Below are 16,371 nucleotides of genomic sequence, written 5' to 3' on the forward strand. Positions count from 1 at the left end.
CCTTGCCACCCTTCACCGTCACGGAAGCGAACCCGCTTCGTGACGCCGCCGACCGACGGCTCCCGCGTATCGCGGGGCCGTCGGGCCTGGTGATCTTCGGCGTTACGGGCGATTTGTCACGTAAAAAGCTGATGCCCGCCGTGTACGACCTGGCCAACCGGGGTCTGCTGCCGCCGGGCTTCTCGCTGGTCGGCTTCGCCCGCCGCGAGTGGGCCAACGAGGACTTCGCGCAGGAGGTCCACGACGCGGTCAAGGAGCATGCCCGGACCCCTTTCCGCGAGGAAGTCTGGCACCAGCTCATCCAGGGCATGCGCTTCGTCCAGGGCACCTTCGACGACGACGACGCCTTCGAGCGGCTGCGCGGCACCATCGAGGAGCTGGACAAGGCCCAGGGCACGGGCGGCAACTTCGCCTTCTACCTCTCGGTGCCGCCGCGCTCCTTCCCGGTGGTCATCCAGCAGCTGAAGAAGCACGGGCTGGCCGACCAGACCGGCGGCTCCTGGCGGCGCGCGGTGATCGAGAAGCCGTTCGGCCACGACCTGGCCTCCGCCGAGGAGCTCAACAAGGTCGTCCACGAGGTCTTCGCCCCGGACCAGGTCTTCCGCATCGACCACTATCTGGGCAAGGAGACCGTCCAGAACATCCTGGCGCTGCGCTTCGCCAACACGATGTTCGAGCCGATCTGGAACCGGTCCTTCGTGGACCATGTGCAGATCACCATGGCCGAGGACATCGGCATCGGCGGCCGCGCCGGCTACTACGACGGCATCGGCGCCGCCCGTGACGTCATCCAGAACCACCTCCTCCAGCTCATGGCCCTGACGGCCATGGAGGAGCCCGCCTCCTTCGACGCGGACGCGCTGGCCGCCGAGAAGACCAAGGTGCTCGGTGCCGTACGACTGCCGAAGGACCTGGGCCGCGACACGGTGTTCGCGCAGTACGCGGCCGGCTGGCAGGGCGGCGAGAAGGCGGTCGGGTACCTCCAGGAGGAGGGCATCGACGCCAAGTCGAAGACCGACACGTACGCCGCGATCAAGCTGGGCATCGACAACCGCCGCTGGGCGGGCGTCCCCTTCTATCTGCGCACCGGCAAGCGGCTCGGCCGCCGGGTCACCGAGATCGCGGTCGTCTTCCAGCGTGCGCCGCACTCCCCCTTCGACACGACGGCCACCGAGGAACTCGGCCAGAACGCGATCGTGATCCGCGTCCAGCCCGACGAGGGCGTCACGGTCCGCTTCGGTTCGAAGGTGCCCGGCACGTCGATGGAGATCCGGGACGTGTCGATGGACTTCGCCTACGGCGAGTCCTTCACCGAGACCAGTCCGGAGGCGTACGAGCGTCTGATCCTGGACGTCCTGCTCGGCGACGCCAACCTCTTCCCGCGCACCGAGGAGGTCGAGCTGTCCTGGAAGATCCTCGACCCGATCGAGGAGTACTGGGACAAGCACGGCAGGCCGGCCCAGTACCCGGCCGGTACGTGGGGTCCCGTCGAGGCGGACGAAATGCTCGAGCGAGACGGACGGAGCTGGCGCCGCCCATGAAGATAGACCTGACCGACACCACGGCCAGCAAGATCAACAAGGCGCTGGTGCAGGGCCGCCGGGCCATCGGTACGCCGGCCGTCGGCATGGTGCTCACGCTGGTCATCGTGACGGACGAGGAGAACGCGTACGACGCCCTGAAGGCCGCGAACGACGCCTCGCACGAGCACCCGTCGCGCACGTTGGTCGTCATCAAGCGTGTCTCACGCTCCCCTCGCGACCGTACGCAGTCCCGGCTGGACGCCGAGGTGCGGGTGGGCGCGGACGCGGGCACCGGCGAGACGGTGGTCCTGCGGCTGTACGGCGAGGTGTCCGAACACGCGCAGTCCGTCGTCCTTCCCCTGCTGCTGCCGGATGCCCCGGTCGTGGTCTGGTGGCCGGTGAACGCACCGCTCGACCCGGCGAACGACCCGCTGGGTGCGCTGGCCCAGCGCCGGGTGACGGACACGTACGCCTCGGAGCAGCCGGTGCGGGAGCTGTCGGCCCGCGCCGACGCCTACACTCCGGGCGACACGGATCTGTCCTGGACCCGGATCACGCCGTGGCGCTCGATGCTGGCGGCGGCTCTCGACCAGGTGGTCTGCGAGGTGCGGGCCGTCGAGGTGGAGGGCGAGGAGTTCAACCCGAGCTGTGAGCTGCTGGCGATGTGGCTCGCGGACCGGCTGGACGTCCCCGTGAAGCGGTCGCTGTCGTCGGGCCCCGGTCTGACGGCGGTCCGTATGGCCACCGACTGCGGCCCGATCACCCTCGACCGTGCGGACGGCTCCCTGGCGACCCTCTCCATCCAGGGCCAGCCGGACCGTGCCGTGGCGCTGAAGCGGCGGGAGACGGCCGAGCTGATCGCGGAGGAGCTGCGGCGGCTCGACCCGGACGACACGTACGCGTCGGCGCTGCGGTTCGGCGTGGAGCGGCTGAACTCCGCTCCGGTTCCGGCGGTTCGGGGCGCCGAGGCCGCCGTGGCGAAGGCCGCGCAGGCCGTGGCGCCGGCCGAGGCCGCGGTGGCGAGGGCGGAGGAGTCGCCGGCCGAGGACTCAGGGGCCGAGGAGTCACGAACCGACGACGCACGGGCCGAGGAGTCGCAGGACAAAGGGGGATCGCCGGCCAAAGGAGCAGCGGTCGAGACTCCCGTCGAAGCCGCTGCGAAAGCACCCGCGAAGGAAGCGGCGGCGTTGGAACCGGTGAAGAAGGCGGCGGCGAAGTGAGTACGGCACCGCAGCTCGTCGTGCACCACGACAAGGAGCTGATGGCACAGGCCGCGGCGGCCCGGCTGATCACGAAGATCGTGGACGCGCAGGCCTCCCGGGGCTCCGCGTCCGTCGTCCTCACGGGCGGCCGCAACGGCAACGGCCTGCTGGCCGCGCTGGCGGCCGCCCCCGCCCGGGACGCGATCGACTGGGGCCGCCTCGACCTCTGGTGGGGCGACGAGCGCTTCCTCCCCGAGGGCGACCCGGAGCGCAACGTCACGCAGGCGCGCGAGGCGCTGCTGGACGCGGCGCCGCTGGACCCGAAGCGGGTGCATGCCATGCCGGCGTCGGACGGCCCGTTCGGCACGGACGCGGATGCGGCGGCGGCCGCGTACGCGGAGGAACTGGCGAGAGCGGCGGGCCCGGAGAACCATGGCTCGGTCCCGACGTTCGACGTCCTGATGCTCGGCGTGGGGCCGGACACCCACGTGGCGTCGCTTTTCCCGGAGCACCCGGCGCTCTACGAGACGGAACGCACGGTCGTCGGCGTCCACGGCGCCCCGAAGCCGCCGCCGACCCGGGTGACCCTCACGCTCCCGGCGATCCGCTCGGCCCGCGAGGTATGGCTCCTGGCGGCCGGCGAGGACAAGGCGCAGGCCGCGGCGATCGCACTGTCGGGCGCGGGCGAGATCCAGGCACCGGCGGCGGGAGCGCGCGGCCGTTCGAGAACCTTGTGGCTGCTGGACTCGGCGGCGGCTTCCCAGTTGCCACGGTCGCTGTATCCGCCTGCGTCGCCGTGAGAGGGGGGTGCGGCGAGGGATGGATTTCGCCCCCGCCGCCCCTACCCTTCCCGTCCCTGGGGGCTGCCGCCCCCAGACCCCCGCTTCGGCCCTGAAGGGGCCTCGTCCTCAAACGCCGGACGGGCTGGTAAGTCAGCCCCTCCGGCGTTTGAGGAGCGGGGTCCAGGGGGCGGAGCCCCCTGGCGGGGTCGAAGGGGCGGAGCCCCTGGGGGATGGGACGGGTAGGGGCGGCGGGGGCGAGAAAACCTACTTCACCGACCCCGCCATCACCCCCTGCACAAAGTGCCGCTGAAACGCGAAGAACACGACCACCGGCACCACCAGCGACACGAACGCCCCCGGCGCCAGCACATCGATGTTGCTGCCGAACTGCCGTATCTGCGACTGGAGTTCCACGGTCAGCGGCTGGGAGGCACTGTCGGCGAACAGCAGCGCCACCAGCATGTCGTTCCACACCCACAGGAACTGGAAGATGGCCAGTGAGGCGATCGCCGGCCGCCCCACCGGAAGCACCAGCCGCGTGAAGATCCGCCACTCGCTGCCCCCGTCCATCCGCGCCGCCTCCAGCATCTCCTTCGGCATCTCGGCGAAGTAGTTCCGCAGCAGGAACACGGCGAACGGCAGCCCGTACGCCACATGGAACAGGACGACACCGGGAATCGTGCCGAACAGCCCCAGCTGGCCGAAGAGTTTGGCGACCGGGAGAAGACCTATCTGCACGGGCACCACGAGCAGCGCCACCACGACCAGGAAGATCGCCTCCCGCCCGGGGAAGTCCAGCCACGCGAAGGCGTACCCGGCGAGCGCCGCGATGACCACCACCAGCAGGGTCGCCGGCACGGAGATCAGCACGGTGTTCCAGAAGGCCTGGGTGATCCCGGCGTTGCCCAGCAGCGCCGAGTAGTTGTCGAAGGACAGCTGGCCGGGGCTGGCGAACACCGTCCACCAGCCGCCGTTCGCCGTGTCCTCGGCGGACCGCAGGGACGACAGGAACAGTCCGGCCAGCGGCGTCAGCCACACCAGACCGATCACCACCAGAAAGGCCTGCACCAGCCCGTTGCCCAGGCCGCGCCTGACCGTGTTCATGGCCGCGTTCATCGCTGACTCCCTCGGAAACGACGGACGTTGAAGACCATGGCCGGGATGACCAGCAGCAGAAGCAGTACGCCGAGCGCGCTGCCCAGGCCCTGGTTGTTGCCGCCGCCGAACGACACCAGCCACATCTGCGTCGCGAGCACCGTCGCGTCCTCCTGCACCGGCCCGGGCGCGATGATGTAGACGAGGTCGAAGACCTTCATCACGTTGATGACGAGGGTGACGAACACGACCGTGAGCACGGGCGCCAGCAGCGGAACCGTGATCCGCCGGAAGATCTGCCACTCGTTCGCGCCGTCCATCCGCGCCGCCTCCAGCGCGTCCCGGGGAAGGGCCGCGAGACCCGCGCCGATCAGGACCATGGCGAAGCCCGTCCAGATCCACAGGTACGCCCCGATGATCGCCGGCGTGACGAGCGTGGGCCCGAGCCAGGAGATGCCCTCGTAGGGCGCGGCGAAGTTCGAGGCCGGGAGTTCGACCGTGTACGACCCGTCGTCCAGCCCTTCGAAGCGGAAGGAACCGTCGGCCGCGGTGGTCGTCGAAGCGACCGTCTCCCCGGCCCGCACCGCCTCGACCTTCATCTCCGGCAGCCCGCTCTCCCGCCGGTCGACCTTGCCCTGCTCCCCTCCCCCACCGGGAGTGAAGTCGAGGTACACGACCCCTCGCAGCTCACCGGGGCTCGCCTTCCGCTCGGCCGCCGCATACGCCGGCCGAGCGTCCCCGGGCAGGTCGGCGGGCAGCACGCCGACCAGGCCCAGCGTCACGGCCTCACCCGGAGACGCGCTCGCGCTCGTGCGGTACGAGCCGTCCGCCTCCTTGGTCAGCCCCTGCCCGTCGCGTGCCCGGGCCGTCGGATAGGTCGACGTGCCCTGGAAGGCGTCGTGCACGGACACGGCGGCGGCGTTCAGCACACCCTTGTCGGGATCCTCGTCGTACGCGAGCCGGAAGATGATGCCGGCCGCGAGGAAGGACACCGCCATCGGCATGAACAGCAGCAGCTTGAAGGCGGTCGCCCAGCGGACCTTCTCCACCAGCACGGCCAGGATCAGACCGAGGCCGGTCAGCAGGGCCGGGGCCACGACGACCCAGATCGTGGTGTTGCGGATGGCCTTGAGGGTGGCCGGGTCCCGGAACATCTCGGCGTAGTTCTCGCCGCCCACGAAACGGGTGCCGGAGGCGTCGAAGAAGCTGCGCCCGACGGAGAACAGGACGGGGTAGACGACCAGGGCGCCCAGCAGGAGCAGCGCGGGGAAGACGAAGAGCAGGGCGATGACCCGTCCGCGCCGCCGGGTGTGCCGCTTACGCGACTTGCCGGCGCCCGCGGAGGGCGCCGGGTTCGTCTCTTGCACGAGTGTGGCGGTCATGACCGGTCAGCCCTGGCCCTGGTACGCCTTGGCCGCCGCGGCCTCCAGCTTCGCCGCGGTCCCCTTCGGGTCCGACGGGTCGCGCAGGAAGTCCTGCAGCAGCTTCCACTCACCCGCACCCTTGGTGCCGCCGAACGCCGCCGGGGCCTGGTCGGACATGTCGAAGCGGACCGAGTCCGAATCCCCGGCCGCGACAAGGGACTTGGCGGTCGCGCGAGTGACGTCGTCGCCGTACGACGCGAGGTCGACGTTCTTGTTCGGGGACAGGAAGCCGCCCGCCTCCGCCCAGACGGCCGCGGCCTCCGGCGTCGCCAGGTACTCCAGGAGTGCCATGCCGGCCTTCTGGTTCTTGCCGTCCTTCAGGACGACGGCCGCGTCACCACCGCTGACCACCGGCGCCTCGCCACCGCCGACCGCCGGGAACGGGAAGAAGTTCGCGTCCTCGCCGATCGACTTGCCGAACTGGTCCTTGGCGACGCCCGCGACGAAGTCGCCCTCGTAGACCATGCCCGCCTCGGGCTTCGGCCCGAACACCTTCTCCACCGAGCCCGGGAAGTCGGTGTTGAGGGCCCCCTTCTGGCCGCCGGCTATCAGCTCCTTGTCCTTGAACAGCTTGCCGAGCGTGCTGAGCGCCTCGACCACGGACGCGTCGGTCCACTTCAGCTTGTGCGCGGCGAGGGCGTCGTACTTCTCGGGTCCGGCCTGGGAGAGGTAGACGTTCTCGAACCAGTCGGTCAGCGTCCAGCCGTCCTGCCCGGCGACCGAGAAGGCGGCGAGGCCCGAGTCGGAGACGGTCTGTCCGGCCTTCAGCATCTCGTCGTACGTCTTCGGGGCCTCGACTCCCGCCTGGGCGAGGGCGTCGGGGCTGTACCAGACGGTCGACTTGTGGGCCGCCTTGAAGTAGAGGCCGTAGAGGGTGCCGTCGACGCTGCCGTAGTTCTTCCAGACGGGCGCGAAGTTGGTGTCCACCGACTTCTGGGCCGCGCCGGACAGCGGCTTGAGCCAGCCCTGCTTCGCGAACTGCTGGAGCACACCGAGCTGCGGGACCATCACGACGTCGGGGGCGTTGCCGCCCTCGATCTTGCTGCCGACGACGGTGGAGACGTTGTCCCCGGTGGACACGAACTCGGTCTTGGCGCCGGTCTTCTCGGTGAACGCGTCCAGCACCTTCTGGAAGTTCTTCTGCTCGGTGCCGGTCCAGACTCCGGCCACGGTGACCGTCTGACCGCTGAGGGCCTTGTCGCCGCCGCCCGCGGAGACCGGTCCGCCGCCGCAGGCGGTCGCGCCGAGCGCCAGGACGAGGGCGGTGCAGCCGGTGAGCAGGGTGGTACGTCGTCGCATCATCGTTGATGTCCCTTCGGGGATGGGGGAACTGACGGAAAATCAGGCGGTGGTGGACTCGGTCCCGTCGCTCATCCACCAGGCCGCCGTGGAGCCGGGCAGGACGCCGGCCGGGCAGGGGCCGCTCGACAGCAGCGGGGTGCCGGAGACGGGCGCCGACGTGGGCGCCGTACCGAAGTTGACGGCGCAGACGAGGCCGTCGCCGCGGACGAAGGCCAGGACGCCGGGCGGGCTGTCCAGCCAGCGCAGCGTGCCCTCGCCCAACTGGGGCAGCGCGGCACGCAGTTGGAGGCCGTCGCGGTACAGGTGCCAGAAGGAGCGGGTGTCGGCGAGGGCCCGGTCGGTGGCGTACTCGGCGAAGTAGTCCGGCTGCGGCAGCCAGGGCTTGGCGCTCTCCACGCCGGAGGTGAAGCCGAACGGCGACGCCTGCCCCGACCAGGGCAGCGGCACCCGGCAGCCGTCGCGGATGCGGGCCCGGCTGCCGGTGCGGCGGAAGATCGGGTCGGTGAGCACGTCGTCGGGCAGGTCGACGACCTCGGGCAGGCCCAGCTCCTCGCCCTGGTAGATGTACGCGGCTCCGGGCAGCGCCAGCATCAGCAGCGCGGCGGCGCGGGCGCGGGCGGCACCGAGGCCGCTGCCCTCGGTGGCCGGTTCGCCGTAGCGGGTGACGGTGCGGACCTGGTCGTGGTTGTTGAGCACCCAGGTGACCGTCGATCCCGTGCCGGCTATGTCCTGCATGGCCTCGGAGATGACCTTGCGGAAGGCGTCGGCTTCCCAGGGGGCGCTGAGCAGGTCGAAGAAGAAGGCCTGGTGGAGCTCGTCGTGGCGGACGTACAGGGCGTGCTCGCGCGCGGTCGGGACGGACACCTCGCCGACCAGGAGCCGCTCGCGGCCGTCGCGGGCGGTGTACTCCTCGCATATGGAGCGCCAGCCACGCCACACCTCGTGCACCTCGGGCTGGTTCCAGGCGAGCGGGTTGACCGAGTCGCGGGTGCGGGCGTCGGCCTCGGGGTCGTCCGAGTCGGGCAGCTCGGGGTGCTTGAACAGTCCGGCGGCGACGTCGATGCGGAAGCCGTCCACGCCGCGGTCGAGCCAGAAGCGCAGGATGCGGTCGAACTCGGCGGCGACCGCGGGGTTGCGCCAGTTCCAGTCGGGCTGCTCCGGCGTGAACATGTGCAGGTACCACTGGCCGGGGCGGCCGTCCGTCTCCGTGACCCGGGTCCAGGCCGGACCGCCGAACATCGCGTGCCAGTTGTTGGGCGGCTCGGAGCCGTCCGGGCCGCGCCCGTCGGCGAAGTGGAAGCGGGCACGGGCCGCGCTGCCGGGCCCGGCGGCCAGCGCCTCCTCGAACCACGGGTGCTCGCTTGAGCAGTGGTTCGGGACGATGTCCAGCAGCACCTTGATGCCCAGCCGCCGGGCCCCCGCCACCAGCAGATCGAACTCGGCGAGGTCGCCGAAGAGCGGGTCGACGTCGCAGTAGTCGGCCACGTCGTAGCCGTGGTCGTGCTGCGGCGAGGGATAGAAGGGGCTCAGCCAGATCCCGTCCACCCCGAGCTTCTTCAGATACGGCAGTCCGGCCCGGACCCCGGCCAGGTCACCGACGCCGTCACCGGTGCTGTCCAGAAAGCTGCGGACATACACCTGGTAGATCACCGCGTCGCGCCACCAGTGGTACTTACTCAACATGTATGCATGTTAGGTAGGCGTATCGCGAGGGTGTCAATGAAAGAAACAAAGGTACTGGCGAGTTGGGCCGCCAAATATGGACTTACCAGGGCATCAGAGCGGCAGATGAGACGCTGCCGTTACCTAACAAGTAACTAGCGACTGGAGACGGTCGCCAGCTCCCGCGCCAGCCGCCGCACCGCCGCCTCGGGCGTGTCACGCCCGCTCAGCGCGTCGTGCACGATCGCCTGCACCACCAGGCTCACCTGGTCGTAGCGCGGGCTCTTGGGGCGCGGCTGGGCCGTGCGCACGCTCTCGCGCAGGGTCGGCAGGTACGGGAACGCCCGCACCAGCTCCGGGTCCTGGTACAGGTCGGCGCGTACGGGTGGCAGCGCGCCGCGCTTGAGGACCTGGCGCTGGACACGCTCGCTGGTCAGGTACGCGATCAGACGGGCGGCCGAGTCGGGGTGCCGGGCATGGGCGCTGACGGCCAGATTGGAGCCGCCGAGGACGCTCTTGCCCGGCCCGTCGGGACCCGGCAGCGGTACGGCGCCGATCTTCCCGGCGACCGGCGAGCCCTTGGCCGACGCGACGGCATAGGCGTACGGCCAGTTACGGAGGAACAGCAGGCGCCCGTCCTGGAAGGCCTGCTTGGACTCCTCCTCCTTGTACGTCAGTGCCCGTTTCGGGATCCAGCCCTCCCGGACGCCGCGCGCGAGGAAGCCGATGCCCTCGCGGGCCGCCTTCGAGTTCACGGTGACGCGCTCGCCCTCGTCGCCGAGGATCGAGCCGCCCGCCGAGTAGACGGCTTCGGCGGCGTTGACGGTGAGCCCTTCGTACGGCAGGAACTGGCCCGCATAGCCGTCGAGCCCGTACTCGGGCGCAATGGTCTTCGCGGCCCTCTCCAGTTCGGCCCAGGTGCGCGGCGGGTCGACGCCCTCCTTGGCCAGGATGTCCTTGCGGTAGAGGAGCAGCCCGGCGTTGGTGACGTACGGGACGGCGTAGAGCCGGTCGTCGTAGGTCGCCGTGTCGACGACCGGCGACAGGAAGCTGTCGAGTGGGAAACGGTCTCGGGGCAGTGGCCGGATCCATCCCGCCGCGGCGAACTCCGACGTCCAGCTGACGTCGATGTTGAGGACGTCGAAGCGGCCGCCGTCGCTGTCGCGCAGATCGGTGATCATCTGCGCGCGGGTCTCGTCGGCGGAGTCCGGCAACTCGACGAGGGTGACCTTCTCGCCGGGGTGGGTGCGGTTCCAGCCCTCCAGGACGGAGCCCAGATAGCCGGTGAGATCGCCGGCGGTGGCGAGAGTCAGGGGCCCTCTGCCGCTCGCGGTGTTCTCGTCAACCCGCGCACCTGAGGCGACGTAACCCGCCAAGATCACGACGAGGACGAGGAGGCCCCTACCGGCGGCGTGTATCCACCGCATAGGTTCCTCCTTGCACACCGGCACCGGGCATCTTCGCTCGGATCCAGAGGCCATGTATACCTGTTAGGTATGCGCGATACTAGGGCCTGGTGGCAATCTCCCGCCGTCCGCCCGTAGGGCGGGCCCGGCGGCGTCTGGTGCGTGCGGCGAGCGTGCGTGCCAGGCGTCGCCGGGCAGGCGGGAGATCGGCGCCAGGCCCTAGGGCCTCAGGGCACATTACCCAGATGCGAGGAGGAGAGCACGAGTGCGGCTGCCCCTCCTGGCCCTGCTGGCGCGCGGACCGGCCCACGGGTACGAGCTCAAGCAGGACCTTGAGCAGATGCTGGGCTCCGCGTACCCTCAGCCGAACGTCGGCCAGATCTATGTGACCCTCGGCCGCCTCGAGAAGCAGGGACTGATCGAGGGCGAGGACGTCGAGCAGTCCAGCCGACCCAACAAAAAGGTCTACCACCTCACCGATGCCGGGCGTGAGGCGCTGCGCGCCTGGTTCGAGGAGCCCGAGGACGAGCCACGGGTACGGGACGAGTTCTTCATGAAGCTGGCCCTCGCCTCGCAGACCGGTCTCGCCGACCAGATCGCCCTCATCAACAAACAGCGGCGCCAGTACCTGAACACCATGCGTCAACTGTCGAAGCTGGCCGCCGTCGAGGACCGGGACAACCGCATCGCCCATCTGCTGATAGAGGGCGCGATGCTGCATCTGCAGGCCGACCTCGACTGGCTGGAACGGTGCCAGGAAGAGCTGGAGGAGCTGGAGTGAGCAACGATTCCACTCCTGTGCCGGGCGCTGACGGCGCTGCGGCGCCTGAGGCAGGTTCCGGGACCCCTGTGCTGCGCGCCGAGGGCCTGGTCAAGACGCATTACGGCGAGGGCGCTCCGGCGCATGCCGTGCGCGGGGTCGATCTTTCCGTGCGGCAGGGCGAGTTCTTGGCGATCACCGGCCCGTCGGGTGCCGGTAAGTCGACCTTGCTGCATCTGCTGGGCGGGCTGCAGCGGCCCGACACCGGCAGCATCTGGCTGGACGGCGAGTGCGCGGACGCGTGGAGCGAGGCCCGCTGGGCGGTGGAGCGCAGGAAGCGCATCGGGATCGTCTTCCAGTTCTTCAACCTGGTCTCCGACCTCTCCGTCGCCGACAACGTCGAGCTGCCCGCCCTGCTGGCCGGCGTCCCGCCGAAGCGGGCCCGCGCCGAGCGGGCGGAGCTGCTGGCCGAGCTGGGCCTCGCGGGCAAGGAGCGGAGCATGCCGGGCGAGCTGTCCGGCGGCGAGCAGCAGCGGGTCGCGCTGGCCCGGGCCCTGGTCAACCGTCCGCCGCTGCTGCTGGCCGACGAGCCCGCGGGCAGCCTGGACAGCAAGGGCACCCGTGAGGTGATGCGGCTGCTGTCCCGCTTCCACCAGCGGGGCCAGACGATCGTCCTGGTCACCCATGACGCCCGGCTGGCGAGCGCCGCGGACCGGGTGATCAGCTTCTTCGACGGCCGGATCGCGGACGACGCGGAGCTCGACGGCGGCACGCCGCCGCGCCGGTCCGGGATATCCGGTGTGCTGGAGCTCAAGGACTGAGATGCGCGTGGACATACGGGTGTACGACCACTGTCGGGCATGCGGGCCCAGGGGGTGAGGCCCATGCGAGCCACCCTGCGCTGGGCGCACTCCGATCTGCGCACGCACCGCGACGAAGCCCTGTTCCTCGTGCTGGCCACGGCCGGGATCGTCCTGTCGCTGCTGCTGGCCACGGCGCTCTTCGGCTACGCCACCAACCCCTGGCAGCGCGTCTTCACCCAGGCGCACGGCGCGCACGTGTGGCTGCACACCGGCTCGGCGGCCGACACCGGAAAGCTGACCGAGCTCGACGACGTCGTCGAGTCCGTCGCGGGCCCCTACCCCACCGCCTCCACGACCCTCTCCTCCCGCGGCACCCGCGCCTCCGTCGAACTGCGGGGCACGCCCGAGCGCCCCTCCGTCGACCGCCCGCTCCTCACCTCCGGCCACTGGCTGGACGCCGCGAACCCCGACGGCGTCGTCCTGGAGAGCCGCCTGGCCCGCGCCCTCCTGGCCGCCCCCGGCGACACCCTCACCCTGCCCGGCACCGGCCGGACCCTGACCGTCCTCGGCATCGCCGACAGCGCCGAGCCGCGCTACCGGCCCGGCGAACAGCCGGGACTCGTCTGGGCGCCGCCGTCCGCCGTACGCAACCCGGGCGGCCAGGTGATCGGGCTGCGCCTGACGGATCCCGAGGACACCGACTACGCCGTCCAGCGTGCCGTGACCGTGCTGGGCGCCGGCGCGGTCAGCGAGGTCTCCACCTGGAAGCAGGCGCGCGCCGAGGCGCAGGGCGACAACCGGCTGCTCGGGCAGGTGCTGGGGCTGTTCGGGCTGGGCGCGCTGATCGCCGCCGGACTCGCCGTGCACGGGGCGATCGGCACCCGTATCCGCGGCCATCTGCGGGACATCTCGGTGCTGAAGGCGATCGGCTTCACGCCGGGTCAGGTGGTGCGCGTCTTCCTGCTTCAGCACCTGGCCTACGCGCTGCTGGGCGCCGTGGCCGCGGCGTCCCTCATCCAGGCCCTGGGCAGCCGGATCCCCGGTCGGCTCGGGGACGCGGTCGGGGTGTGGCAGGGGCTGCCCGGGCACACCGTGGCGCTGTTCGCGGTGCCGGTGGGCGCGGTGCTGTTCATCGGCGCGACCACGGGGCTCGCGGCGTGGCGGGCGGGCCGGGTGCCTCCGGTACCGGTGCCGCGGCCCACGGCGCCGATGGGCGGGGGTCTGTCCGGTGTGGCGGGCCGGGCTCTCGGGTCGCGGTCCGCGGGGGCTCCGCGGGGCGAGGGCGTGCCCGGCGTGACAGACGCGGCCCTCGAGCGGCGGTCCGCGACGGCGCCGATGGACGAGGGCGTGCCCGGCGTGACGGGCCGGGCCCCCTCACAGTCCGCGGCGGCTCCCACCGGCGGACGCCCGACGAGCGCGGTTCGGCGACTTCTGGGACTGCGACCGGCGGCTCGACCTGCCGGGCGGCTGTCCGGTCTGTCCCGTCGTGCCCTCGGGCTGGGGCTGCCGCCGGCTCTGGTGCTGGGCTGGCACCGGGCGTTCACGCGCCGTCTGCGGTCGCCGGCCACGGTCGCCCGGCTCGCGCTGCCGCTGCTGCTGATCGTGGTCGCGATGAGCGCGTGGACCACCATTGACCGCTTCGACAGCAGGCCGGACCGGATCGGCCTGCCGACCGCCCTCACGGCCCGTGCCGACTCCGGCCTGGCCGACCTGGACGCCCGCACGCTGCTGGAGCGCGATCCGCAGGTCGCCGCCGCCTACCCGGGCGTCGAGGTGGCCGCCCTGGTCCCCGGCCAGACGGCCACGATCGCCCTGCGCGGCCTCGGCACCCGCGCGGAGCCGTACCCGTACGCCCTCGCCGAGGGCCGTCCCGCTCGGGGCCGCGACGAGGCGGTGGCCGGGCAGGGGCTGCTCGACCTGCTGGACGTGCAGGTCGGCGACTGGGTGCGGATGACCGTCGGCGATCAGCCGCAGATCCTGCACATCGTGGGCCGCAGCATCGAGCCGGAGAACGCCGGCCGCGTCATCTCCACCTCCCTCGACACCCTCCGCGAGAACGACCCGGCCCTCGGCCCCACCCTCTACGAGCTCCGGCTCCGCCCGGGCGCGGACCCGCACGAGGTCGCCGGCCGCCTGGCCGACACCGGGCGCGGACACCTGGACGTCCACGCCGTACCCAACCCCTCCGAGGGGCTCTCGCCCCTGCGTGGCGTGGTCGTGGGCCTGATCGCCGTCCTGGCCCTCATCGGGCTCATCGAACTGCTGACCGCGATCGGCGGCACCGTCCGCGAGGGCGAGCGAGACCTGCTGGCCCTCAAGGCCATCGGCCTGTCCCCACGGCAGATCACCGCGATCACCGTCACGTCCACCGCCTGCACCGCCCTGGCCGCGGTCGTCATCGGCACGGCCCTGGGCACGCCCCTCGCGCACTGGCTGATCGACGAACAGGGCAGATCGAGCGGCATCGGCGCCGGAATCGCCCAGGGTCCGTCCGCCGCACTCCTGCTGCTGTTCGGCGCGGCGGCGGTCACGGGAGCGGCCGCGCTCGCCGCCGTACCCGCCCACCGCGCGGCCCGCCGCCGCCTCGCGGACACACTGAGCGCGGTCGCCTGAGGAAGGGTGCAGCGGCTGCGCCGCTGCACCCTTCCAGGGGCGCGGGGAACTGCGCGACCAACCACATACGCCCGCAGCCACCATCAAACAGAAGGAACCGAGCTAATAGGCGCCCCGCCCAACCCCCGGAGGGCCCCGTCACTGCCGCCCGCGCAGCTCCCGGTACTTGGCGACGAGCGCCTTCGTCGACGCGTCCAGCCCCGGCACGTCCGCGCCCTCGGTCAGCGCGGGCTCGACCCGCTTGGCGAGGACCTTGCCGAGCTCGACGCCCCACTGGTCGAAGGAGTCGATGTTCCACACCGCACCCTGCACGAACACCTTGTGCTCGTACAGCGCGACCAGCTGCCCGAGCACCGACGGCGTCAGCTCACGCGCGAGGATCGTGGTCGTCGGGTGGTTGCCCTTGAACGTCTTGTGGGTCACCAGCTCCTGAGGCACCCCCTCCGCGCGCACCTCGTCCGGCGTCTTGCCGAACGCCAGCGCCTGCGTCTGCGCGAAGAAGTTCGCCATCAACAGGTCGTGCTGCGCCTTGAGTTCGTCGCGCATCTCGGCGACCGGCTCGGCGAACCCGATGAAGTCCGCCGGGATCAGCTTGGTGCCCTGATGGATCAACTGGTAGTAGGCGTGCTGCCCGTTGGTGCCCGGTGTGCCCCACACCACCGGACCGGTCTGCCAGTCGACCTCCTGCCCGTCCCGGCCGACGTACTTGCCGTTGGACTCCATGTCCAGCTGCTGCAGATACGCCGTGAACTTCGACAGGTAGTGGCTGTACGGCAGCACGGCGTGCGACTGGGCGTCGTGGAAGTTGCCGTACCAGATGCCCAACAGACCAAGGAGCAGCGGCACGTTGGCCTCGGCGGGCGCGGTGCGGAAGTGCTCGTCTACGAGCCGGAAGCCGTCGAGCATCTCCCGGAAGCGGTCCGGGCCGATGGCGATCATGAGCGAGAGACCGATGGCCGAGTCGTACGAGTACCGCCCGCCGACCCAGTCCCAGAACTCGAACATGTTCGCCGTGTCGATACCGAAGTCGGCGACCTTCTCCGCATTCGTCGACAGGGCGACGAAGTGCTTGGCGACGGCCTCCTGACCCGCCTTCAGCTCGCCCAGCAGCCAGTTGCGCGCCGAGGTGGCGTTGGTGATCGTCTCGATCGTCGTGAACGTCTTGGACGCGATGATGAACAGCGTCTCGGCCGCGTCCAGGTCGCGGGTGGCCTCGTGCAGGTCGGCACCGTCGACGTTCGATACGAAACGGACGGTGAGGTCGCGATCGGTGAAGCTGCGCAGCACCTCGTACGCCATCGCCGGGCCCAGGTCGGAGCCGCCGATGCCGACGTTGACGACGTTCCTGATGCGCTTGCCGGTGTGGCCGGTCCAGGCGCCGGAGCGGACCCGGTCGGCGAAGTCGGCCATCCGGTCGAGGACGGCGTGCACACCCGGGACGACGTTCTCCCCGTCGACCTCGATCACCGCGTCGCGCGGCGCGCGCAGCGCGGTGTGCAGCACGGCGCGGTTCTCGGTGGTGTTGATCTTCTCGCCGCGGAACATGGCGTCCCGCAACCCGAACACGTCCGTGGCGGCGGCCAGCTCGCGCAGCAGCCGCAGCGTCTCGTCGGTGACGAGGTGCTTGGAGTAGTCGATGTGCAGGTCGCCGACCTGCAGCGTGTACCCCGCACCGCGGCCCGGGTCGGCGGCGAACAGCTCCCGCAGCTGCACCTCGCCCAGCTCCTCGCGGTGCTTGGCCAGCGCAGTCCACTCGGGCGTCCGGTTCAGCCTGGTACGGCCGTCTGCGTTCATGTCCG

General features: G+C 71.1%; 12 protein-coding genes. 6 read left to right on the forward strand and 6 right to left on the reverse strand.

Features of this window, described 5'->3' with window-relative positions; all coding sequences use genetic code 11:
• The first annotated feature begins 2 nt into the window (after positions 1-2).
• The 3 genes from zwf to pgl are packed head-to-tail and all read left to right on the forward strand — an operon-like array spanning position 3 to position 3,525.
• Positions 3-1,541, forward strand: a complete 1,539-nt coding sequence (gene zwf, locus ACZ7L6_RS25445; RefSeq protein ID WP_471927610.1) for a glucose-6-phosphate dehydrogenase — start codon at positions 3-5, stop codon at positions 1,539-1,541.
• Positions 1,538-2,743 (forward strand): glucose-6-phosphate dehydrogenase assembly protein OpcA, encoded by a 1,206-nt coding sequence (gene opcA / locus ACZ7L6_RS25450; protein ID WP_471927612.1) that lies wholly within the window; start codon positions 1,538-1,540, stop codon positions 2,741-2,743. Before zwf ends, opcA begins: the two co-directional genes overlap by 4 nt.
• Positions 2,740-3,525 carry a 6-phosphogluconolactonase gene (gene pgl, locus ACZ7L6_RS25455; RefSeq protein ID WP_471927614.1) on the forward strand — a complete coding sequence of 262 codons (786 nt, stop codon included), beginning with the start codon at positions 2,740-2,742 and terminating at the stop codon, positions 3,523-3,525. Before opcA ends, pgl begins: the two co-directional genes overlap by 4 nt.
• Before the next feature lie 246 nt (positions 3,526-3,771).
• On the opposite strand, the gene ACZ7L6_RS25460 is transcribed toward pgl, so the two are convergent.
• The 5 genes from ACZ7L6_RS25460 to ACZ7L6_RS25480 all read right to left on the reverse strand — a co-directional run bounded on the left by ACZ7L6_RS25460 (position 3,772) and on the right by ACZ7L6_RS25480 (position 10,417).
• Positions 3,772-4,611, reverse strand: coding sequence for a carbohydrate ABC transporter permease (locus ACZ7L6_RS25460; protein WP_398821741.1), 840 nt, complete (start codon positions 4,609-4,611; stop codon positions 3,772-3,774).
• An 8-nt stretch (positions 4,612-4,619) separates the two neighbouring features.
• On the reverse strand, positions 4,620-5,984 hold the full coding sequence (locus ACZ7L6_RS25465; RefSeq protein ID WP_471927616.1) for an ABC transporter permease: 1,365 nt from the start codon (positions 5,982-5,984) through the stop codon (positions 4,620-4,622).
• A 6-nt stretch (positions 5,985-5,990) separates the two neighbouring features.
• Positions 5,991-7,328, reverse strand: coding sequence for an ABC transporter substrate-binding protein (locus ACZ7L6_RS25470; protein ID WP_471927618.1), 1,338 nt, complete (start codon positions 7,326-7,328; stop codon positions 5,991-5,993).
• Between the two features lie 39 nt (positions 7,329-7,367).
• Complete coding sequence (locus ACZ7L6_RS25475; RefSeq protein WP_471927620.1) at positions 7,368-9,011, reverse strand: glycoside hydrolase family 13 protein; 1,644 nt, start codon at positions 9,009-9,011, stop codon at positions 7,368-7,370.
• Positions 9,012-9,145: 134 nt separating this feature from the next.
• Entirely contained in the window at positions 9,146-10,417 is a 1,272-nt protein-coding gene (locus ACZ7L6_RS25480) for an ABC transporter substrate-binding protein (protein ID WP_471927622.1), read from the reverse strand.
• A 244-nt stretch (positions 10,418-10,661) separates the two neighbouring features.
• Between ACZ7L6_RS25480 and ACZ7L6_RS25485 the strand changes: the two genes are divergently transcribed.
• From ACZ7L6_RS25485 to ACZ7L6_RS25495, 3 genes are all read left to right on the forward strand, one after another.
• Positions 10,662-11,177: a PadR family transcriptional regulator gene (locus tag ACZ7L6_RS25485; protein ID WP_471927624.1), complete on the forward strand. Its 516-nt coding sequence runs from the start codon at positions 10,662-10,664 to the stop codon at positions 11,175-11,177.
• A gap of 17 nt (positions 11,178-11,194) precedes the next feature.
• Complete coding sequence (locus tag ACZ7L6_RS25490; RefSeq protein ID WP_471928107.1) at positions 11,195-11,977, forward strand: ABC transporter ATP-binding protein; 783 nt, start codon at positions 11,195-11,197, stop codon at positions 11,975-11,977.
• A gap of 63 nt (positions 11,978-12,040) precedes the next feature.
• A complete protein-coding gene (locus ACZ7L6_RS25495) occupies positions 12,041-14,572 on the forward strand; it encodes an ABC transporter permease (RefSeq protein ID WP_471927626.1) in 2,532 nt (843 codons plus the stop codon).
• A gap of 138 nt (positions 14,573-14,710) precedes the next feature.
• Here the strand turns inward: ACZ7L6_RS25495 and pgi are convergent, their stop codons facing one another.
• Complete coding sequence (pgi, locus tag ACZ7L6_RS25500) at positions 14,711-16,366, reverse strand: glucose-6-phosphate isomerase (protein WP_471927628.1); 1,656 nt, start codon at positions 16,364-16,366, stop codon at positions 14,711-14,713.
• Positions 16,367-16,371: the final 5 nt, after the last annotated feature.

Source organism: Streptomyces sp. NPDC107522 (assembly GCF_055657525.1).

What these genes read in the sequence shown, in the direction of transcription:
- ACZ7L6_RS25480 (WP_471927622.1), bottom strand. Translation starts at nt 10,417, where the DNA reads ATGCGGTGGATACACGCCGCCGGTAGGGGCCTCCTCGTCCTCGTCGTG.
- ACZ7L6_RS25475 (WP_471927620.1), bottom strand. Translation starts at nt 9,011, where the DNA reads ATGTTGAGTAAGTACCACTGGTGGCGCGACGCGGTGATCTACCAGGTG.
- ACZ7L6_RS25465 (WP_471927616.1), bottom strand. Translation starts at nt 5,984, where the DNA reads ATGACCGCCACACTCGTGCAAGAGACGAACCCGGCGCCCTCCGCGGGC.
- ACZ7L6_RS25470 (WP_471927618.1), bottom strand. Translation starts at nt 7,328, where the DNA reads ATGATGCGACGACGTACCACCCTGCTCACCGGCTGCACCGCCCTCGTC.
- ACZ7L6_RS25460 (WP_398821741.1), bottom strand. Translation starts at nt 4,611, where the DNA reads ATGAACACGGTCAGGCGCGGCCTGGGCAACGGGCTGGTGCAGGCCTTT.
- ACZ7L6_RS25495 (WP_471927626.1), top strand. Translation starts at nt 12,041, where the DNA reads ATGCGAGCCACCCTGCGCTGGGCGCACTCCGATCTGCGCACGCACCGC.
- pgi (WP_471927628.1), bottom strand. Translation starts at nt 16,366, where the DNA reads ATGAACGCAGACGGCCGTACCAGGCTGAACCGGACGCCCGAGTGGACT.
- opcA (WP_471927612.1), top strand. Translation starts at nt 1,538, where the DNA reads ATGAAGATAGACCTGACCGACACCACGGCCAGCAAGATCAACAAGGCG.